16 protein-coding genes are annotated in these 19,413 nt (G+C 74.8%); 4 read left to right on the top strand and 12 right to left on the bottom strand.

Going from position 1 to position 19,413, the window contains the following annotated elements; translation table 11 throughout:
* Positions 1–88: 88 nt before the first annotated feature.
* A complete protein-coding gene (locus ACIRS1_RS11415) occupies positions 89–559 on the bottom strand; it encodes a DUF5990 family protein (RefSeq protein ID WP_360214814.1) in 471 nt (156 codons plus the stop codon).
* A gap of 14 nt (positions 560–573) precedes the next feature.
* Entirely contained in the window at positions 574–2,583 is a 2,010-nt protein-coding gene (locus tag ACIRS1_RS11410; protein ID WP_402838591.1) for an ATP-binding cassette domain-containing protein, read from the bottom strand.
* Positions 2,584–3,251: 668 nt separating this feature from the next.
* Between ACIRS1_RS11410 and ACIRS1_RS11405 the strand changes: the two genes are divergently transcribed.
* Positions 3,252–3,833, top strand: coding sequence for a histidine kinase (locus ACIRS1_RS11405; protein WP_402838589.1), 582 nt, complete (start codon positions 3,252–3,254; stop codon positions 3,831–3,833).
* A gap of 208 nt (positions 3,834–4,041) precedes the next feature.
* On the opposite strand, the gene katG is transcribed toward ACIRS1_RS11405, so the two are convergent.
* On the bottom strand, positions 4,042–6,258 hold the full coding sequence (gene katG / locus ACIRS1_RS11400) for a catalase/peroxidase HPI (protein ID WP_402838587.1): 2,217 nt from the start codon (positions 6,256–6,258) through the stop codon (positions 4,042–4,044).
* 188 nt (positions 6,259–6,446) lie between these two features.
* Here katG and ACIRS1_RS11395 point away from each other — a divergent pair, with 188 nt between their 5' ends.
* Complete coding sequence (locus ACIRS1_RS11395; protein ID WP_360214826.1) at positions 6,447–6,860, top strand: Fur family transcriptional regulator; 414 nt, start codon at positions 6,447–6,449, stop codon at positions 6,858–6,860.
* A 73-nt stretch (positions 6,861–6,933) separates the two neighbouring features.
* Here ACIRS1_RS11395 and ACIRS1_RS11390 read toward each other — a convergent pair whose 3' ends face one another.
* On the bottom strand, positions 6,934–8,253 hold the full coding sequence (locus ACIRS1_RS11390; protein WP_402838585.1) for a cytochrome P450: 1,320 nt from the start codon (positions 8,251–8,253) through the stop codon (positions 6,934–6,936).
* 165 nt (positions 8,254–8,418) lie between these two features.
* Positions 8,419–9,303, bottom strand: coding sequence for a helix-turn-helix domain-containing protein (locus tag ACIRS1_RS11385; RefSeq protein WP_402838583.1), 885 nt, complete (start codon positions 9,301–9,303; stop codon positions 8,419–8,421).
* Between the two features lie 167 nt (positions 9,304–9,470).
* On the opposite strand from ACIRS1_RS11385, the gene ACIRS1_RS11380 reads away from it, so the two are divergent.
* The gene (locus ACIRS1_RS11380) at positions 9,471–10,133 is read left to right on the top strand and encodes an NADPH-dependent F420 reductase (RefSeq protein WP_402838581.1); all 663 of its coding nucleotides are present in this window, start codon (positions 9,471–9,473) and stop codon (positions 10,131–10,133) included.
* A gap of 6 nt (positions 10,134–10,139) precedes the next feature.
* Here the strand turns inward: ACIRS1_RS11380 and galK are convergent, their stop codons facing one another.
* Both galK and galT read right to left on the bottom strand, forming a co-directional pair.
* On the bottom strand, positions 10,140–11,330 hold the full coding sequence (gene galK, locus ACIRS1_RS11375; RefSeq protein WP_402838579.1) for a galactokinase: 1,191 nt from the start codon (positions 11,328–11,330) through the stop codon (positions 10,140–10,142).
* The gene (gene galT, locus ACIRS1_RS11370; protein ID WP_402838577.1) at positions 11,327–12,427 is read right to left on the bottom strand and encodes a galactose-1-phosphate uridylyltransferase; all 1,101 of its coding nucleotides are present in this window, start codon (positions 12,425–12,427) and stop codon (positions 11,327–11,329) included. The genes galK and galT overlap by 4 nt, the downstream gene beginning before the upstream one ends.
* Positions 12,428–12,581: 154 nt before the next feature.
* Between galT and ACIRS1_RS11365 the strand changes: the two genes are divergently transcribed.
* Entirely contained in the window at positions 12,582–13,466 is an 885-nt protein-coding gene (locus tag ACIRS1_RS11365; protein ID WP_402838575.1) for a DeoR/GlpR family DNA-binding transcription regulator, read from the top strand.
* A gap of 16 nt (positions 13,467–13,482) precedes the next feature.
* Here the strand turns inward: ACIRS1_RS11365 and ACIRS1_RS11360 are convergent, their stop codons facing one another.
* Genes ACIRS1_RS11360 through ACIRS1_RS11340 form a run of 5 tightly spaced genes read right to left on the bottom strand, consistent with a single transcriptional unit; the run spans position 13,483 to position 19,369 of the window.
* Positions 13,483–14,502, bottom strand: a complete 1,020-nt coding sequence (locus ACIRS1_RS11360; RefSeq protein ID WP_360214844.1) for a LacI family DNA-binding transcriptional regulator — start codon at positions 14,500–14,502, stop codon at positions 13,483–13,485.
* A 37-nt stretch (positions 14,503–14,539) separates the two neighbouring features.
* Positions 14,540–16,258, bottom strand: coding sequence for a glycoside hydrolase family 36 protein (locus ACIRS1_RS11355; protein WP_402838573.1), 1,719 nt, complete (start codon positions 16,256–16,258; stop codon positions 14,540–14,542).
* 2 nt (positions 16,259–16,260) lie between these two features.
* Entirely contained in the window at positions 16,261–17,088 is an 828-nt protein-coding gene (locus ACIRS1_RS11350; RefSeq protein WP_402838571.1) for a carbohydrate ABC transporter permease, read from the bottom strand.
* Positions 17,085–18,029 (bottom strand): carbohydrate ABC transporter permease, encoded by a 945-nt coding sequence (locus ACIRS1_RS11345; protein ID WP_402838569.1) that lies wholly within the window; start codon positions 18,027–18,029, stop codon positions 17,085–17,087. Before ACIRS1_RS11345 ends, ACIRS1_RS11350 begins: the two co-directional genes overlap by 4 nt.
* Positions 18,026–19,369, bottom strand: a complete 1,344-nt coding sequence (locus ACIRS1_RS11340) for an extracellular solute-binding protein (protein ID WP_360214856.1) — start codon at positions 19,367–19,369, stop codon at positions 18,026–18,028. Before ACIRS1_RS11340 ends, ACIRS1_RS11345 begins: the two co-directional genes overlap by 4 nt.
* Positions 19,370–19,413: the final 44 nt, after the last annotated feature.

Here is a 19,413-nt window from a genome sequence, read left to right as displayed (position 1 = left end):
GCTTCCGGCACCTGCCGTCCGGCACCCGCTTTCCGGCACCCGCCGGTCGGCACCCCGCCGGTCGGCACCGCCCTTCGGCGTCGCGCCGTCAGTCCGCCGCCGGCCGCTCCCCCGCCGACCAGGCCACCAGCGGCGGACGCACCGCGGCGCACAGCGGGTGCCCCTTGGCGTCCGTCAGCCGCAGCCGGGCCACCAGCAGACCGCCCGCCACGGCCGCCTCGACCGTCTCCCGGTCGACCGCCGCCAGCATCAGCTTCGCCCGACGGAACAGCGACCAGCCGTCGCCGTCCCCGGTCACCCAGTTGAGGTAGACGAACCGGCCGCCGGGGCCGCCCTGGACGTAGCGACCGGTGATGTCCGCCCCGCCGCCCGGCAGCGGCCTCGCCTCGCACTCCAGCGACCAGCCGGCGCGCGCCGCGTCACCGGGGTGCAGGTCGAGCAACTCGGCCGGGCGCCCCCGGCGTTGGACGGCGACGTGGATGTCGCGGTAGCCCGGGAATCCCGGGGTGGCGCCGCACTCGCGCCCCGGCAGGTCGGTGGCCTCGATCCTCAGCTCCATACCGCCATCCTCCCTCACGCCGGCTCCCCGGTCCGCTGGGCGGGGACGGCGCGGTCCCGCTGGAGGTCCAGCAGTTCGCGGAACAGCCCGTCCGGGCAGGCGGCCAGCTCGGCCCAGGTGCCGGTCTGCACGATCCGGCCGGCGTCCATCACGATCACCCGGTCGGCCACCACCGCGTTGGCGATGTTGTGGGTGACGAGGAGGGTGATCCGCCCGGGGGCGAGGGCGCGCAGCGCGTGCAGGATGCGGTGCTCGGCGCGCGGGTCCAGGTCCGAGGTCGGCTCGTCCAGGATCAGCAGACCCGGGCTGCGCACCGTGCGGTACAGCGCCCGGGCGACGGCCGCGCGCTGCCAGCCGCCGCCGGACAGCTCGGCCCCGCCCCACCAGCCCTGGGCGAGCAGGGTGCGCCAGCCCGAGCGCAGCCGCGACACCACCTCGTCGAAGCCGGTCCGGGCCGCCGCCAGCTCCACGTCCGCCATCAACCGGTCGGTGAGGTGCCCCAGGTGGATGTTCTCGGCCGCCCCGAGCGGCCAGCGGGCGAACTCCTGCGGCACCCGGGCCACCCGCGCCCACATCCCCTCGGCGTCCAGCTCCTCGACCGGCACGCCGTCCCAGCTGATCCGGCCGGACTGCGGCAGGTAGAGGCCGGCGAGCAGCTTCAGCAACGTCGACTTCCCGCTGCCGTTCTGGCCGATCACCGCGACCACCTCCCCGGCCCGCAGGGTCATGCTGACGCCGCGCAGCGCCGGCTCCTGCTGCTCGCCGGGGTAGACGTGGCCGAGGTCCACGACCTCGACCAGCCGCGGCGCTCCGGGCAGCAGCCGGCCGCGCCGGATCCGATGGCCGCCGGCCTCGTCCAGGAAGGTGAAGTAGTCGTCCAGGTAGAGGCCCATCCGGTAGAGCCGGGCGCCGTTGCCGACCAGGCCCTGCAGGCCGGACGACGCGGTGCGCAGCGCGAAGGTGGCCGTTCCGGCGGCGGCCAGGTCGATCCGCCCGCTCGCCACCAGGTAGAGCAGGGCGCCCCAGATCAGCGCGTGGCCCGCCCCGGTGCCGAGCGCGGCCAGCAGTGACACCTTCGCCGCCTCCCGGGTGGCCCGGTCGGTCGCCTCGACGATCTTGGCCTCCGCCCGGCGGTACTTCGCCATCAGGAACGGGGTGACCTGGTCCGAACGGACCTGGTCGGCACGGGTCTTGTCGACCAGGAACCAGCGGTAGACGCGCAGCGCCCCGCGGTCCTCGTTGGTGGTCACCGCGGCCAGGTAGTGGATCCGCGCGGTCCTCACGGCGGCCACCCCGGTCGGCACCGAGCCGAGCAGCAGCAGCGGCACCAGCCAGGGGTGGAGGGTCGCCAGGACGCCGGCCGCGGCCGCCAGCGAGACCGTGGAGGCGATCACGTCCTGGGCGTTCGACAGCAGGTCGGGCGTGGTCGAGGCGCCGCGGTCGGCGGCCTCCCACTGCTCGTTGTACGCGGGCTCGTCGTACGCCTTCAGCTCGGCCGCGCACCCGGCGGCGATCAGCGCCAGCTCCGCCTCCCGGGTGATCCGCGGCGACACCCGGCCGGACAGGCCGACCACCGCGATCCCCAGCACGGCGCGCAGCCCCGCGGACGCGGTCAGCAGCAGCAGCGACGGCGCGGCCACCCGCAGGTGCTCCCCCACCGGGCCCGCCACCAGCAGCGCGTCCAGGGTGCCGGTGGTGGCGTACAGCGCGAGCGCACCGAACACGCCTGCGAGGGCCTGGCAGACCAGCAGCAGCACGGTCGACACCCGGTCGGCCGACCAGGCCAGCGCCAGCGCCCGACGCACCAGGTGGGGCAGGCGGCGCAGCATCGCGCCGGCGGACATCGAGGCGCCGGCCCGGGCCCGGCGGTCGCCGGGGAACCGCAGGCGCAGCTCCTCCTCGTGCTGGTCGTCGTGCTGGTCCTCGTGGTGCTCGTCCGGCTGTTCCGCGGGGTGCTCCTCGGGCCGGTGCTCCGGCGGGGCTTCGGTACGGGGTTCGGCGGGTTTCACGAACTGCTCGGACACGGTGGCTCCCTGCTCCCTGGTACGGCGGCCTGCGGCCGCGGCGGATCCGCACGCGGGCAGCCCTCACCGCCGGACGGGCGTGGCGGGGCGGCAGCGGTGCCGGTGGGCACTCTGCGAAGGGGCGGGCTGCCGGTGCGGACCCCGATCCTGGCAGCGGTCCGCGGGGCCGCCCGGCGTGTCCCGGCCGGTCTCACTCGATCCGGGCGATTCCGTGTCGGCGACGGCGAGTTGGTGGCGGCCGATCACCGGAAGCGTCCGCGGACACCGGGGCTGCGCGGCCGGGCGCCGGGGCATCCGGACGAGCCCGCTGATCCCGCCGACCGGATGCGGCGGGAGGTTCCGGCGGTACCGATCAGTTGGCGGACGTGGTCCTCCGGACGCGGGCGGCCACCCTGCCTCGGGCGATCGCCGGGAGCCGTCAGGAGGGCGTCGGGAGCCGTCAGGAGGGCGCCCGGGCGGGTGGACCGCCGGACGCCGCCGGCGGTGGCCCAGGCCTGTCCGGAATCCGGGCGGCGGCGGGCGCCCCGGCCGGGCCCCTGGTGCGAACGGGCCCGGCCCGGTCAGGCCCCGCCGCCCGTCGCTCCTGTGGCCGGGCCGGGCACCGAGGGTCACGATGGGAACCCGGACACCCCCGTGGCCGCACCCGGCCCCGGCCCGAACGGAGTGCGATGAGCGACCAGCACAACGTCGTCCTGCTGACCCTTCCGAGCGCCGACGCGTGGCGCCCGGCCTTCGACGAGGCGCAGCGGCTGCCGGGCCTGCGACAGGCGGCGGCCCTGGAGCGCAGCGCCGACGGGCTGCTGGAGGTCCGGGACACCTTCACCAAGGGCGCGGGCGTCACGACCGTCGGGTCCGGCGTCCTCGGCGGCCTGGTCGGGATGCTCGGCGGCCCGATCGGCGTCCTGCTGGGCTTCGCCGCGGGCGCGGCGATCGGCAACGCCGCCGAGGAGCACTACGCGACGGAGGGCGGCGCCGGGCTGATCATGCTGTCGCCGCGCGTCCCGGACGGCGGCGCCATGCTCGTCCTGGAGCTCCGGGAGGCCTCCCCCGGCCCGGCCGACGAGCTGGCCGCCGGGCACGGGGCCACCGTCGAGCGCATCGACGCGCAGACCTTCACCGAGCAGCTCCGGGCCGCCCAGCACAAGGCCGAGGAGCAGCGGGCCGCGGAGGGGCAGGCCGCGGCGGAGACCGGAACTGCGGCGGCCCCGGAGGGGCCCGCCGGGGAGCGGAAGGCCGCCGACGACGCCTGAGCACCCGCCCCGGCCCGCCGCCGCGCCGCCGTGCCGCCCGGACGCACGACGGGGCCCGGGGGCGAACCCCCGGGCCCCGTCCCGCGTCGAGCGGGAACCCACCGCCGTGACCACCCGGCCGTGATCACCGGGCTGTGACCACCCGGCCGTGACCACTCAGCCGGAGTCACCCGGCCGGCAACACCCGATCGTGATCACTCCACCGCGATCAGACCAGGTCGAACCGGTCCAGCTCCATGACCTTGGCCCAGGCCGCGACGAAGTCCGTCACGAACTTCGCCCCGGCGTCGTCGCTCGCGTAGACCTCGGCGACGGCGCGCAGTTCGGAGTTGGAGCCGAAGACCAGGTCGGCCCGGCTGCCGGTCCACCGGACCGCGCCGCTCGCGTCGCGGCCCTCGAAGGTGTGCGCGTCCTCGGACGTGGCCTTCCAGCTGGTGTCCAGGTCGAGCAGGTTGACGAAGAAGTCGTTCGTCAGCGCCCCGGGGGTGTCGGTGAGGACGCCCAGCGCGGACTGCCCGTGGTTGGCGCCCAGCACCCGCAGACCGCCAACGAGCACGGTCAGTTCGGGGGCGCTGAGGCTCAGCAGGTTGGCCTTGTCGAGGAGCAGGAACTCGGCCGGCAGGCGGTTGCCCTTGCCGACCCAGTTGCGGAAGCCGTCGGCCGTGGGCTCCAGCGCGGCGAAGGAGTCGACGTCGGTGAGCTCCTGGGTGGCGTCCACCCGGCCCGGGGTGAACGGCACCTCGACGGCGTGGCCGGCCGCCTCGGCGGCCTGCTCGACACCGACGGCGCCCGCCAGCACGATCAGGTCGGCCAGCGAGACCTGCTTCGCCCCGGCCCGTCCGTTGAACTCCTGCTGCACGCCCTCCAGGGTGCGCAGCACCGCGGCCAGCCGGTCGGGCTCGTTGACCTCCCAGCCGATCTGCGGCTGGAGCCGGATCCGGGCGCCGTTGGCACCGCCGCGCTTGTCGCTGCTGCGGAAGGAGGAGGCGGCCGCCCAGGCGGTGGAGACCAGCTCGGCCACCGACAGGCCGGTGGCGGCGATCCGCTGCTTGAGGTCGGCGACGTCGGCGGCGTCGACCGCCTGGTAGGTGGCGGCCGGCAGCGGGTCCTGCCACAGCAGCACCTCGCTCGGTACCTCGGGGCCGAGGTAGCGCACCACCGGGCCCATGTCACGGTGGGTGAGCTTGTACCAGGCGCGGGCGAACGCGTCGGCGAGCTGGTCGGGGTTCTCCAGGAAGCGCCGGGAGATCGGCTCGTAGATCGGGTCGAAGCGCAGCGAGAGGTCGGTGGTGAGCATCACCGGGGCGTGCTGCCGGGCCGGGTCGTGCGCGTCCGGGACGGTGCCCGCGCCGGCGCCGTCCTTGGGCTTCCACTGGTGGGCGCCGGCGGGGCTCTTGGTGAGCTCCCACTCGTAGCCGAACAGCGTCTCGAAGAAGCTGTTGTCCCAGGTGGTCGGGGTGGCGGTCCAGGCGCCCTCCAGGCCGGAGGTGATGGCGTCGCCGCCGACGCCGGTGCCGTAGGAGCTCTTCCAGCCGAGGCCCTGCTGCTCGATCGGCGCGGCCTCGGGGTCGGGGCCGACGTTGTCCGCGGGGCCGGCGCCGTGGGTCTTGCCGAAGGTGTGGCCGCCGGCGATCAGCGCGACGGTCTCCTCGTCGTTCATCGCCATCCGGTAGAAGGTCTCGCGGATGTCGCGGGCGGCGGCGATCGGGTCCGGGTTGCCGTTGGGACCCTCGGGGTTGACGTAGATCAGGCCCATCTGGACGGCGGCGAGCGGGTTCTCCAGCTCGCGGTCGCCGGTGTAGCGCTCGTCGCCGAGCCAGGTGGTCTCCGGGCCCCAGTAGACGTCCTCGTCCGGCTCCCACTCGTCGACGCGGCCGCCGCCGAAGCCGAAGGTGGTGAGGCCCATGTCCTCCAGGGCCACGTTGCCGGCCAGGACGATCAGGTCGGCCCAGGAGAGGCTCCTGCCGTACTTCTTCTTCACCGGCCACAGGAGGCGGCGGGCCTTGTCCAGGCTGGCGTTGTCGGGCCAGCTGTTCAGCGGGGCGAACCGCTGCTGGCCGCCGCCGGCGCCGCCACGGCCGTCGCGGATGCGGTAGGTGCCGGCGCTGTGCCAGGCCATCCGGATCATGAACGGGCCGTAGTTGCCGTAGTCCGCCGGCCACCAGTCCTTGGACGTGGTGAGCACCTCGGAGATGTCCCGTTTGACGGCCGGGAGGTCGAGCGCGCTGAACGCCGCGGCGTAGTCGAAGTCCCCGCCGAGCGGGTTCGCGACGGCCGGGTTCTTGGCGAGGATCTTCAGGTTGAGCCGTTCCGGCCACCACTGGCGGTTCCCGCCGCCCTGGGTCGGGTGCAGTGCCCGCCCGTGGTTCACCGGGCAGCCCTCCGCCTTCGCGTCGACAACGACTGCATCGTGGTTCTCAGACATGGGAATCCTTCCCTACAAGGCGGATCACGGTGTCTTCTGCTACCTAGGCTATCGCCGGAGCCGATCCTACGATGGACGCAATCCAAGTCAAGAAAGACACCAAACCCATATCCGATCGGGATTCGGAGAGAAGCCGACAACGGTTGGTAAAATCCGGTCTTCCCATTGACCTGAATAGGTGAACCGATATGAGTGACCTGCTGGAGCGGCTGCGCGGGCGCGGCTGGCGACTCACCTCGCAGCGGCGTGTCGTGGCGGAGGTCCTGGACGGCGAACACGTTCACCTGACCGCCGACGAGGTGCACGCCAGAGCCGCCGAGCGGCTGCCCGAGATCTCCCGGGCCACCGTGTACAACACCCTCGGCGAGCTGGTCACCCTCGGTGAGGTCATCGAGGTCGCCACCGACGGCCGCGCCAAGCGCTACGACCCCAACGCCCACCACCCCCACCAGCACCTGGTCTGCACCCGCTGCGGCACCATCCGCGACGTCCACCCCGTCGGCGACCCGCTCGCCGACCTCCCGGCCGACCAGCGCTTCGGCTTCGCCGTCTCCGACGCCGAGGTCACCTACCGGGGGCTCTGCCCGACCTGCGCCGGCTGACCCCCGGCACCCCTCCCCCGGCGACCGGCCGGCGGCACCCGGCCCGTGCCCGTCCCGCCCGCCTGCCCGCCGGTCACCCGACCGGCCAGCGGACCGGCAGGCTCTTCAGACCGTTCTGGAAGTTGGAGACCAGCCGTCGCGGCGGCCGCCCGGGCACCGGTTCCAGCCCGGGCAGCAGCTCGGCCACGTGACGCAGCACCGATCGCATCTGCAGGCGGGCCAGTCGGGCGCCCGGGCAGAAGTGCGGGCCGAACCCGAAGCTGACGTGGTCGTTCGGGGTGCGGGTGATGTCGAGGCGGTCCGGTTCGGGGAACACCGCCTCGTCCCGGTTCGCGGCGGCGTGGTAGACCACCACCTTGTCCCCCCGGCGGATCGACCGACCGCCGAGCTCGACGTCCCGGGTCGCCGTCCGGCGGAAGTCGATGACCGGCGGCCAGTAGCGGAGCAGCTCCTCCACCGCCGAGTCCGTCGACTCGGGCCGCTCGCACAGCAGTCGGTACTGGTCCGGGTCGGCGAGCAGCGCGTGCAGGCCGCCGGGCAGGCCGTTGCGGACGGTCTCGTTCCCGGCGACGGCGAAGAGGAAGAACATCGTCTCGAACTCCGCCGCGCCCAGGCCCGCCGCGAGGGTCCGGGCGAGGATGCCGCCGCCGGACCGGGGGCGGCGGGCCAGGGCGTGCGCGTAGGCGAACATGTCGGCGAGGGCGGCCCGCGAGCGCGGGTTGACGGGGCGCCCGTCCGGAGCGGTCCGGGTGGTGGGGCGGTGCGCCAGGGCGGCGCGGCCGAGGGCGGTCAGCCCCGCCGGGTCGGTGGCGCCGGAGCCCGCGTAGTCGTCGTCCTGGTAGCCGATCACCCGGTTCGCCCAGTCCAGCAGCAGCCCCCGGTCCTGTTCCGGCACGCCCATCACCCGGGCGAGGGTCCACACCGGCAGGTCGGCGGCGAGCCGGACGAAGTCCGCGGAGCCGGCCGGTCGCACGGCCTCGACCAGCTCCCGGGCCCGGGCGTCGACGGCCTCGGCCAGCTCGGCCACGGCGCGCGGGGTGAACGCGGCGGCGACGATCCGGCGCAGCCGCGCGTGGTCGGGCGGGTCCTGGTTGAGCATCATGGCGCGGGCGAAGTCCAGGTCGGCCGGGGAGTCCGGGTCGCGGATCTGGGTCGCGCCGAGGTGGGAGGAGTACAGCTCGGGGCTGCGCAGCACGTGCTTCACATCCGCGTGCCGCAGCACCGCCCAGTAACCGCGCCCGGCCGGCCAGTCGCCGACCGCGGGCTCCTCCACCCACCAGACCGGCGCCTCGGCCCGCAGCTCCCGGAACAGCCCGTACGGCACGCCGTCGGCGTAGGTGGCGGGCAGGAAGATCCGGTTCACCCGTTCCTGCCGCGCCTGGTCGAGGGTCACGTGGACGGACGGTACGGCAGCCCGGGGCGCCGCGCCAGGGTGGCCGCGGGTACCCGTCCGGCACGTCCGGTGCAGCCGGTGCAACCGCCGGTTCCGCCGCGGCAGCGGGATCCTGACGCCGCGGCACCGTCCGCCTCACGGCGTGGCGCGGCCCCGGACCACCGCTCAGGGCCGGCCCGGCGACTCGGGCAGCGCCGCGCGGGTAGGCGGCTCGGGGTGGGGGTGGGCGGACCAGGAGAGGAGGAGGCGCAGGGCGTCGTCGGAGGGGGTGCCGGGGTCGGCGGTGTAGGTGATCAAGGCCTGGCCGGGGTCGTCGGCGGGACGGAGGGTGTCGTAGACGAGGTCCAGCGGCCCGACCACGGGGTGCTGGAAGACCTTGCGGCCGGAGGTCTTGTCGGCGACCGGGTGTTCGGCCCATAGCCGGCGGAACTCCTCGCTCCGGAGGGAGAGTTGACCGACGAGTTCGGCCAGCCCGGGGTCGTCGGGGCGGCGGCCGGCCTCCAGGTGGAGGAAGGCGACGTTCTCGCGCGAGCAGGTCTCCCAGTTCGCGTAGAGCTCGCGCGAGGCCGGGTCGAGGAAGGTGATCCGCGCGATGTTGCGGTCCTCGGGGGCGAGCGCGGCGTAGTCGCCGAGGAGGGCGACGGCGGCGCGGTTCCAGGCCAGCACGTCCATCCGGTGGCCCATCACCAGGGCCGGGGTGTGGTCGAGTTGCTCCAGCAGGCGCAGCAGGGACGGCCGGGGCTGCTGGCGCGCGGCGCGGCGGGGGCGGGCGGTGCGGCCGGCGGGGCGGGCGAGGCGGTGCAGGTGGCCGGCCTCGTCGGGGGCCAGGCGCAGGGCGCGGGCGACGGCGTCGAGGACGGCCTCCGACGGGTTGCCGACGCGGCCCTGTTCGAGCCGGGTGTAGTAGTCGACGCTGACCCCTGCGAGGTGGGCGAGTTCCTCGCGGCGCAGCCCGGCGACCCGGCGGCGGCCGCCGTAGTCGGGCAGGTCGACGTCCTCGGGGCGCAGCTGGCCGCGGCGGGTGCGGAGGAACTCGCTCAGGGTGCTCATACGGGTGATTCTCGCCCCTCGGCGCCCCGCCGTGCCTGGCCCTGCCAGGACCAGGTTCCGGGCCTCCGCGCGGCCGCGAACGCCTCTCCGGGGCGGGAATCGGATCGGCCGGCCTGTCGTTGGGGCTGGGCGACAGGTACGGAGCGGCGCGTGAAGAGGGGCTTCCCATGAAGATCGGCATCATCGGCGCGGGCAACATCGGCGGCAACCTGACCCGGCGGCTGACGGCGCTGGGGCACGACGTGTCGGTGGCGAACTCGCGCGGCCCGGAGACGCTCGGCGCCCTGGTCGAGGAGACCGGCGCGAAGGCCGTCTCGGCCGTCGAGGCCGTCGAGGGTGCGGAGGTCGTGGTGGTCACGGTGCCGCTGAAGAACGTGCCGGACCTGCCCGCCGGGCTGCTGGGCGGCCTGGGCGAGGGCGTCGTGGTGATCGACACCGGCAACTACTACCCGAAGGAGCGCGACGGCCGGATCGACGAGATCGAGGACGGCGGGCTGACGGAGAGCCGGTGGACGGAGCGCCGGCTCGGCCACCCGGTGGTGAAGGCCTTCAACGGCACCTACGCGCAGGACATCGTGGACCGCCCGCGCCCGGCGGGTGACCCGGAGCGCCTCGCCGTCCCGGTGGCCGCGGACGACGACGCGGCCAAGCGCGTGGTGCGCTCGCTGATCGAGGAGCTGGGCTTCGACACCGTCGACGCGGGCGGCATCGACGACTCCTGGCGGCAGCAGCCGGGCACCCCGGTGTACGGGCTGCGCGCCGGAGTGGCGGCCGTGACCCGGGCGCTCGCGGAGGCCTCCCCGGAGCGCCCGGCGGCGCACCGCGCCTGACGGACCCTAGGAGAGGCGGCGCGCCCCCTCGGCCGGGACGGCGGTCAGGGTGCGCGGGGCCCGGTGTCCCGCGGCGCGGAAGGCGGCGGTGACGGCGGCGGCGACGCGCTCGGCGGCGTCCTCGTCGACGAGGGCGATGACGGACCCGCCGAAGCCGCCGCCGGTCATCCGCGCGCCGTGGGCGCCGGCGGCGACGGCGGCCTCGACCGCGAGGTCGGTCTCCGGGCAGGAGACCCGGTAGTCGTCGCGCAGCGAGGCGTGTCCGGCGGTGAGGATCGGGCCGAGCGCGGCGAGGTCGCCGGCGTCCAGGTGGGCGACGGCGGCCGTGACGCGCTCGTTCTCGGTGACCACGTGCCGGACCAGCGGCCGCAGTTCCGCGGGGAGCCTGGCCAGGGGGCCCGGCAGGTCGGCCGGCCCGAGCGCGCGCAGGGCGGGCAGGCCGAGCAGGGCGGCGGCACGTTCGCAGCCGGCCCGCAGCGCGGCGTAGGCGCCGTCGCCGAGGTCGTGCTTGACCCGGGTGTCGAGCACCAGCAGGGCGAGTCCGGCGCCGGCCAGGTCGAACGGCACCTGCCGCATGGCGAGGTCCCGGCTGTCCAGGTGCAGGGCCGCGCCCGGGCGGCAGCACATCGAGGCCGTCTGGTCCATGACCCCGCAGGGGACGCCGACGAACGCGTTCTCGGCCCGCTGGGCGAGCAGGGCGAGTTCGGGCGCGGTGAGGCCGAGCCCGTACAGGTCGTTGCAGGCGAGCGCGACGGCGCACTCCAGGGCGGCCGAGGAGGAGAGGCCGGCGCCGCCGGGCACGTCGCCGTCGAACCGGAGGTCGGCGCCGTCGACCGGGTGCCCGGCCTCGCGAAGGGTCCACACCACGGCGGCCGGGTAGGCCGCCCAGCCGGCGACGGAGCCGGGGGCGAGGTCGGCGACCCGCAGTTCGGTGACCGCGGTGTCGCCCTGGGCGGACCAGAGCCGCAGCACCCCGTCCGTACGGCGCCGGGCCTGGGCGCGGACGGTCTGCGGGAGGGCGATCGGAAGGACGAACCCGAGGTTGTAGTCGGTGTGTTCACCGATCAGGTTGACCCGGCCGGGGGCGGCCCACTCGCCCTCGGGGGCGTGGCCGTAGAGCTCCTCGAAGGTGGCCGGCGGGGTGTTCGGCGCGGTGTTCACGGGGCGTGCGGTGTTCACGGGGCGTGCGGTGTTCACGGGGTGGCCTCCCGCAGCCGTCGGGCCGCGTCCTCGGGGGTGACGTCGTTGACGAAGGCGTCCATGCCGGACTCGACCCCGGCCAGGTACTTGAGCTTGTCGGCGGTGCGCCGGATGGTGAACAGCTCCAGGTGCAGGGCGAGTTCGTCGCGCCGCCCGGCGGGAGCCTGGTGCCAGGCGGAGATGTAGGGGGTGCGGCCGCCGCCGAAGAGGCGGTCGAAGCGGCGCAGCAGCTCCAGGTACAGGCCGGGGAACTCGGCGCGCTGCGCCGCGTCGAGGGCGGTGAGGTCGGGCACCCTGCGGTGCGGGTGGAGGTGCACCTCGTAGGGCCAGCGGGCGGCGTAGGGGACGAAGGCCGTCCAGTGCTCGCCGGTGAGCACCACCCGCGCGCCGTCGGCGCGTTCGGCGGCGACGAGGTCCTCGAAGAGGTTGCGGCCGGTGGCGGCGCGGTGCCGCCCGGCGCGGGCGGCCATCCGTTCGGTGCGCGGGGTGGTGAAGGGGAAGGCGTAGATCTGCCCGTGCGGGTGGGCGAGGGTGACGCCGATCTCGGCGCCGCGGTTCTCGAAGCAGTAGACCTGCTCGACGCCGGGCAGGGCGGCGAGTTCGGCGGTGCGGTCGGTCCAGGCGTCGAGGACGAGACGGGCACGTCGTTCGTCGAGGTCGGCGAAGGAGGCGTCGTGGTCGGCGGTGAAGCAGACGACCTCGCAGCGGCCGGTGCCGGGGCCGCTGGTCCACGGCCCGTCGGCCGGGTGCACCGGTGCCGCCGTCCCGGCCAGGGCGGGGAAGCGGTTCTCGAAGACGGCCACCTGGTAGTCCTCGGCCGGGATCTCGCTGAGCCGGCCGTCCCGGGACGGGCAGAGCGGGCACTCCTCGGCGGGTGGCCGGTAGGTGCGGGCCTGGCGGTGGGCGGCGATGGTGACCCAGTCCCCGGTGGCCGGGTCGAACCGGATCTCGGAGCCGTGGGCGGGCGGGTCGAGCGGTCGGCGGTCGACGGCGTCCCGGGGGACGGCCTCCCCGCTGTCGTAGTAGATCAGCTGCCGCCCGTCCGCGAGTGTGGTCACGGTCCTGGCGGTGGGCTGGGTCAGGGTCCCGGCCATGGCCTTCGTCCCTCTCTTCGGGCTAGCTATCCGACACGAAACAACATTATCCAACATTATCCATCAGACCTGGCTGTCCGGAAGCCGTCCGCGCCTGCCATGATGGCGGTGACCGTGACCGGTCGGACCACCCCCACCCCGAGGAGGCCCCCCGATGGCTGACAGCGCCCAACCGCTCGCCGGGCAGCGCCGCGTGCTGATCCTGGAGCAGGTCCGCGCGCGCGGCGGTGTCAGGGTGACCGAGCTCGTCCGGGACCTCGGGGTGTCCGACATGACGATCCGCCGCGACCTGGACGCGCTGGCCCGCCGCGGGCTCGTGCACAAGGTGCACGGCGGGGCGGTGCGGATCGAGGCGCCGGCCAGCGGCGAGCCCGGGTTCGAGACCAAGGCGCACTGGGAGCTGCCCGCCAAGGAGGCGATCGCCCGGGCCGCCGCCGCCCTGGTGCCGCCCGGCTCGGCCGTGGGACTGGCGGCCGGGACGACCACCTTCGCGGTCGCCCGGCACCTGCGCGCCGTCGAGGGCCTCACCGTGGTCACCAACTCGCTGCGGATCGCCGAGCTGCTGGAGCAGCCCGACGAGGACGGCACGCCCGCCACCGCCACGGTGATCCGCACCGGCGGCGTCCGCACCCCCTCGGACGCGCTGGTCGGACCGGTCGCCGACCAGGCGATCCGCTCCCTGCACGTCAACGTCCTGGTCATGGGCTGCCACGGGCTGTCCGCCGAGACCGGGCTGACCACCCCGAACCTCGCCGAGGCGGAGACCAACCGGACCTTCCTGCAGTCCGCCCGGCGGGTGGTCGTGGTGGCCGACCACACCAAGTGGAACGCGGTCGGCCTGGCCTCCTTCGCCGAACTGGACCAGCTGGACGTGCTGGTCACCGACGACGCGCTGCCGGCCGAGCACCGGGCGGCGGCGGCCGGGCTGGTCGGCGAGCTGATCGTGGCACCCTCCGGCGAGGGCGGTGCCGGTGGCGCCGCCGCTGCCGGTGGCAGTGCCGGCACCGGCGGCGGCGAGGCTGGCGGGGGCACCCCGTAGCGGACGCCGTGGCCGCTCACCCCGAGCTGGCCCGCACCACCAGCTCGGCCGGCAGCTCCAGCCCCTCCCCCGGCGCCCCGCCGCCCCGCACCTGGTCGAGCAGCCGCTCCACCAGCGCGACCGCGATCGCCCGCAGCGGCAACCGCACCGAGGTGAGCGCGGGGTGCAGGTGCCGGCAGAGCGGCGTGTCGTGGAAGCCGGTGACGGCCACCCCGGCGGGCCCGACCGCCAGCCCCTCGGCCCGCACCGCCTCGTAGACGTCCAGCGCCAGCAGGTCGCTGCCCGCCACGAAGGCCGTCGGCCGCTCCCGCCCGCCCAGCAGCTCCCGCACCGCCGCCACGTCCGGGCGCGCCGCCGTCACCGCCGAGAGGCCGAGCCGCCGCGCCTCGGCGAGGAATCCGGCCCGCCGGGCGGCCATCCACGGCAGCTCCTCGGCGCGGCCGAGGTAGCCGATCCGCCGGTGGCCCAGCCCCGCCAGGTGGCGCACCACCGCGGCGGTCGCCGTGTCGTTGGCGATGTCCACCCAGTGCTGCGGTTCCCCCGGGCCGGTCCGTCCGAAGGCGACGAACGGGACGCCGACCCGGGCCGCGTGCGCGATCCGGGGGTCGTCGCGCAGCACGTCGGCGAGGACCAGTCCGTCGACCTGACGGGCCGCCACCAGTTCGTCGATGGCGGCCAGCGGGTCGGTGCCGCCCGGGGCCGGGCGGAACAGCAGCACCCGCTGGCCCCGGGCCCCGGCCGCGTCGACCAGGGCCTCCAGGAAGCCGGCCATCAGCGGGTTGGGGTCGAGGGGGTCGTCCACCGGGGCGAGGTAGCCGAGGGTGCGCCGGGCGCCGCTGCGCAGCGACCGGGCCGACTGGTCGGGCTGGTAGCCGAGCTCGCGGACGGCCGTGCGCACCCGTTCCAGGGTGTCCGGGCGGACCCGCTGGGGCGCGTTGAGCGCGTTGGAGACGGTCTGCCGGGACACCCCGGCCGCCCGCGCGACCTCCTCGATCGTGGTGGCGCCGCGGCGCGGTCGGCGGGTTCCCTCGGGCATCGCAGCTCCCAGCACGGTTTCTCGGACGGCCGGTCGGTCAGACCGCCGGGCGGCGCAGGGTCAGCAGTCCACCGCGCGGCACGGGCACGACGCCCGCCCCGTCGAGGTCGATCCCGCCCTGCCGGACGATACGCCCCCGGGCGTCCTGCACGGTGGCCTCGGCCGTCCCGCTGCCTCCGGTGAGCCGGACGTCCGGGTCGGCGTCGGCGTTGGCGACCAGCAGGGTGCGCCAGCCGTCCCCGGAGACGTCCACCGGCAGCGCGGCGTAGCGGGCGACCGCGACGGTGCCGCCGCCGACGGCGGTGACCATCGGGTAGCCGAGGTCCGGCCGGGCCGGGCGCAGTTCGCCGAGCTGCAGGGTGCCGGCGTGCTCGCGGAAGACGCCGAGCCAGAAGGCGATCGCCTCGCGCTGGGCGGTGCTCTGCGCCGCGAGGTCGACGGACACCTGCGGCACCGAGAACAGCACGTTGATCAGGTGGCAGGCGATCTGCTCCGGCGGCTCGGCCGGGTGCCACATCAGCATGTCGGCGTGGACCGGGACGGGCCCGGCGGCGAGCCGCACGTCGACGGTGCGCTGGCGGTTCTCCTGCGGGCTGAGCGGGCAGTCGGTGGCGCGGATCATGGTGACGTACGGCCACAGGTCGGGGCTGACGTACGGCTGGCGGTACTCGATCATCGCCCCCGGCTTCACCGCGGCGATCCGGCGGCGGATCCCGGCGAGCAGCCGCTCCACGCCCTCGTCGACGCTCTCGCAGTCCGCTCCGGGCCCGGCGGGCGGGGCGTCGGCGCGGGCGAACCAGTCGACGAAGTCGACCTTGAGCCCGTCCATGCCCCACTCCTCGACGGCCCGGGCGAGCCGGCCGATCAGGAACTCGCGGACCTCCGGGTGGCGCGGGTCGGCGACGATCGCGCCCATGTGGGCGGCGTCGGCGAGCGCGTACCCGCCGATCCGCTCGAAGGCGGCGCTGTCCTTGCCGATGAACGGCAGCGCGTACCAGAGCAGGTACTGCACGCCGAGGTCGTGGACGCGCCGCACGTGGGCGGCGGTGTCCGGCAGCGAGACCGGCTCCCAGTCCCCGCAGTGCGCGTAGCCGCGGGTGCGGTCGGCGGTCATCCACCCGTCGTCGACGATGATGACGTCCATGCCGAGCTCCTTGCCGAGCGCGGCCTGCGTCTCCACCGCCTCCGGCGAGACGTCCTGGTGCATCGAGTACCAGGTGGAGTAGGCGGGGCGGCGGGCGGCCGGCGGGATGTCGGCCTCGCGACCGGTCCACCACCAGGCGGCGAGGCCGGCCAGGCAGCGGGCGAAGTGGCGGCGCGAGGTGTCGATGCGGACGGTGAGCCGGCCGGCGGCCTGGGCCCAGAACCGGAACTCGCCGGTCTCCTCGAGCACTCCGGCGCCGGCCAGGACGTCGGCACGCTCGGCGGCGAAGGCGCAGATCGCCACGTCGCCGGTGCCGATCAGGGCGGCGATCGGCGCGCCGTTGGCCAGGCTGGTGCGGCGCGGGGCGCTCCAGGCGGCGGGCAGCCAGCCGGTGCCGCGCGGCTCCGGGGTCCAGAAGGCGGTGGCGTCGACGCACGGCAGGCGCCACTCGATCCGGACCTCGCCCTCGTCCTCGGCGGTCACCTCGAGAATGCCGTCGCCCACCTCGCGGGCCGTCGCCGCGCCGCTGACCCGCAGGTCCAGGCCCTGGACGGGCAGCGGGCGCAGGCCGCCGGCCGCGGCGGGGGCGTGCGGTTCCCAGATCTCGGTCATGCTCAGCCTTTCGTGGCGCCGGCCAGCAGGCCGGAGATGAACTGCCGCTGGAGGACCAGGAAGAGGACCATCATCGGCAGGGTGGACAGCGCGGTGCCGGAGAGGATCGCGCCGTAGTCGGTGGTGCTCTTGTTGCCGTAGAGCGTCGCGATGGCCACCGGGAGGGTGTGCATCTCCGGGCTGCGCAGCGCGATCAGCGGCCAGACGAACTGGTTCCAGGAGCCGAGGAACAGGAAGATCGACAGAGCCGCCAGCACCGGCCGCATGACCGGGACGACGACGCTCCACAGGACCCGCAGCTCGCCCGCGCCGTCGACCCGGGCGGCGTCCAGCAGTTCGTCGGGCAGGCTGGTGAGGGACTGCCGCATCAGGAAGATCGCGAACGGCACGCAGAGCCCGGGCAGGATGATCGCCTGGTAGGAGTCGAGCAGGCCGAAGCTCATCATCATCTTGAACAGCGGGACCAGCATGACCTGTTCGGGCACCACGAGGGTGGAGAGCAGCAGCCCGAAGAGCAGGCTCCGCCCGCGGAAGCGGAACTTGGCGAAGGCGTAGCCGGCCAGCAGGGCGACGACCAGCGCACCGGCGGTCTGCACGCCGGCGACCAGCAGCGAGTTGCCGACGACCCGGAGCAGGCCGATCTTGTGCTGGAGGCGTTCGAGGTTGTCGCCGAGGGCCCCGCCGGGCAGCAGCTTGGGCGGCCAGTCGAAGATCTCGGAGTCCGTGCGGGTGGTGGCGATCACCAGCCAGTAGAACGGGCCGACGGACAGGCCGGTGACGCCCGCCAGCAGGAAGGTCAGCGGCCAGCCCCGCAGTTTCGTGGACTTCACTTGTCGCGCTCTCCCATCAGGCGCATCTGGACCGCGCCGAGCACCGACACCAGCAGGGTGAGCGCGTAGGCGATGGCGGAGGCGTAGCCGAAGTCGAAGTACCGGAAGCCGTTCTGGTACAGGTACATGGAGACGGTCAGGCTCGCGTTGTCCGGCCCGCCGCCGGTCAGCACGTAGGGCTCGTCGAAGAGCTGGAGCGTGCCGATGGTGGACAGCACGACGGTGAACAGCAGCACCGGGCGCAGCGCCGGGACGGTGATGGCGGTGAAGCGGCGGGCGGGGCCCGCGCCGTCGACCATCGCGGCCTCGTACAGCTCCTTGGGGATGCCCTGCAGGCCGGCCAGGTAGATCACCGCGTTGTACCCGGTGTAGTGCCAGGTGAGCACCAGGACGACGGACATCCGGGCCCAGAACGGCTGCCCGAGCCAGTCGACGGTGGGCAGGCCGACGGCGTCCAGCAGCCAGTTGACCGCGCCGTGGTCGGTGTTGAGCAGGAAGGCGAACATCACGCCGGTGGCGACCAGGCCGGTGACGGCCGGCATGAAGACGCCGAGCCGCCAGACGGCCCGCCAGCGGACCAGGACGGAGTTGATGCCGACGGCCATCAGCAGGGCCAGCCCGAGCATCAGCGGCACCTGGACGACGAGGATCTGCGCGGTGTTGCCCAGCGCCGTCCAGAACAGCGGGTCGTCCAGCAGCCGCCGGTAGTTGGCCAGGCCGGCGGCGCGGGTGGCGGCGCCGGATCCGGTGGTGAACGACAGCAGCAGCGAGTCGACGATCGGGTAGGCCTTGAACAGCCCGAAGGCGATCAGGGCGGGGGCGAGCAGGAGGTACGGCAGGGCGGTGCGGCGCCGCCGGGCCCGGCGGTGGGCCCGCTCGGCGGCCGGCCCGGCCGGGGCGCCGGGCCGGGTCGGGAGGGCGGGTCGGGTGGCGGTGGTCATGCGATGCCGCGTCCGGTCTGCTGGGCGAGCTGCTTGGCGGCGTCCTGGAGGACGGCCGCCGGGTCGCCGCCCTTGAGGAAGACCTTGGTCTGGGCGTCGCTGGCGAGCTTGAGGGCGCGGGCGTAGTCCCCGGAGTAGTTGGTCGGGTCGCCGCCGTCGGTGGCGAGCTCGGCGAAGGTCCGCAGGACCGGCTGGCCGCCGAAGTACGCGCTGGGCTTGGCGTACATCGGGTCGCCGTAGGCCTCGGTCAGGGCGGGGAAGACGCCGCCGGCGTCGAACATGCTGTTGACGGAGGCGGGGCGGGTGAGCGCGTACTCGACGAACTTCCAGGCGGCGCGGCGGCGCGGGCTGGAGCCGGCGACGGCCAGGTGGGTGGAGTTGACCAGGGCGGTGCGCTTCCCGCCGGCGGTGACGGCCGGGGGCTTGGCGAGGCGCCAGTTGCCGCTCTGGTCGGCGAACTTGGTCTCCAGGTAGTGCGCGGCCCAGGCGGGCATCGGGGCGATGGCGAGCTTGCCGGCCTTCATCAGGGTGGACCAGCCCTGGTCGCCGGGGGCGTCGGCGACCAGCCCCGCGTCGTCGAGGCGCTTGAGGGTGGCCAGGGCGCGGACGTCGGGCTCGGAGCCGAGGGTGACCTTGCCCTGGAGGTCGAAGTAGAAGGCGCCCTGGAGCTGCATCAGGGACTGCAGGAAGTCCAGGTCGGGGCTGGGGTTGGCGGCCTTGTTGATGCCGATCAGCGAGATGCCGGGGTTGGCGGCCTTGAACCGGTCGGCGATCGCGATCAGGTCGTCCCAGGTGGCGAGGGTGGCCGGGTCGACGCCGGCCTTGTCGAAGTAGTCCTTGCGGTAGAAGAAACCGAGCGGGTTGACCTCCCAGGGCAGCGCGTAGGCGTGGCCGTCCTTGCCGCTGACGACCGGCCACAGGCCCTTGGCGAACTTGTCGCGGTGGGCGTCGGCGCCGAACGCGGAGAGGTCGGCGAGGCCGCCGGGGAACTTCTCCAGGTATCCCGGGAGGTAGTCGCAGCCGATGTGCAGGACGTCGCCGAGGCCCTGGCCGCCGGCCGCGAGGCCGACGGTGATCTTGTCCCAGATGGCGGGGTTGCCGATGTCCTGGACGTCGACCTTGATGCCCGGGTTGTCCTTCTCGAAGGCCGGGACGACCCCGCGCAGGGCGGCGGCGGCCGTGGCCCAGGACCAGACGGTGATCGTGCCGGTCTCGGCGTCCCCGCCGGAGCCGCCGCCCGAGCCGGAGTCGCCGCAGGCCGCGAGCGTGCCGCCGGCGGCCAGGGCCAGCAGGCCCGCGCCCGAGGCGCGGAGCAGGTCGCGACGGGAAAGGTGTGACATTGCATTCCTCTCGACGGGGTGGCACGAGGTGGGGGCGGAGCGAA

The sequence above is a fragment of the Kitasatospora sp. NPDC101176 genome (assembly GCF_044768035.1).
GTDB lineage: Bacteria > Actinomycetota > Actinomycetes > Streptomycetales > Streptomycetaceae > Kitasatospora.
Note: the sequence above shows the minus strand (reverse complement) of the source record. Positions and strands in the feature narration are given on the sequence as shown.

Bases quoted from the DNA above. Each gene is read 5' to 3' on its own strand.
- ACIRS1_RS11415 (WP_360214814.1), bottom strand. From the start codon at position 559: ATGGAGCTGAGGATCGAGGCCACCGACCTGCCGGGGCGCGAGTGCGGC.
- ACIRS1_RS11405 (WP_402838589.1), top strand. From the start codon at position 3,252: ATGAGCGACCAGCACAACGTCGTCCTGCTGACCCTTCCGAGCGCCGAC.
- katG (WP_402838587.1), bottom strand. From the start codon at position 6,258: ATGTCTGAGAACCACGATGCAGTCGTTGTCGACGCGAAGGCGGAGGGC.
- ACIRS1_RS11395 (WP_360214826.1), top strand. From the start codon at position 6,447: ATGAGTGACCTGCTGGAGCGGCTGCGCGGGCGCGGCTGGCGACTCACC.
- ACIRS1_RS11385 (WP_402838583.1), bottom strand. From the start codon at position 9,303: ATGAGCACCCTGAGCGAGTTCCTCCGCACCCGCCGCGGCCAGCTGCGC.
- ACIRS1_RS11380 (WP_402838581.1), top strand. From the start codon at position 9,471: ATGAAGATCGGCATCATCGGCGCGGGCAACATCGGCGGCAACCTGACC.
- galT (WP_402838577.1), bottom strand. From the start codon at position 12,427: ATGGCCGGGACCCTGACCCAGCCCACCGCCAGGACCGTGACCACACTC.
- ACIRS1_RS11365 (WP_402838575.1), top strand. From the start codon at position 12,582: ATGGCTGACAGCGCCCAACCGCTCGCCGGGCAGCGCCGCGTGCTGATC.
- ACIRS1_RS11360 (WP_360214844.1), bottom strand. From the start codon at position 14,502: ATGCCCGAGGGAACCCGCCGACCGCGCCGCGGCGCCACCACGATCGAG.
- ACIRS1_RS11355 (WP_402838573.1), bottom strand. From the start codon at position 16,258: ATGACCGAGATCTGGGAACCGCACGCCCCCGCCGCGGCCGGCGGCCTG.
- ACIRS1_RS11345 (WP_402838569.1), bottom strand. From the start codon at position 18,029: ATGACCACCGCCACCCGACCCGCCCTCCCGACCCGGCCCGGCGCCCCG.
- ACIRS1_RS11340 (WP_360214856.1), bottom strand. From the start codon at position 19,369: ATGTCACACCTTTCCCGTCGCGACCTGCTCCGCGCCTCGGGCGCGGGC.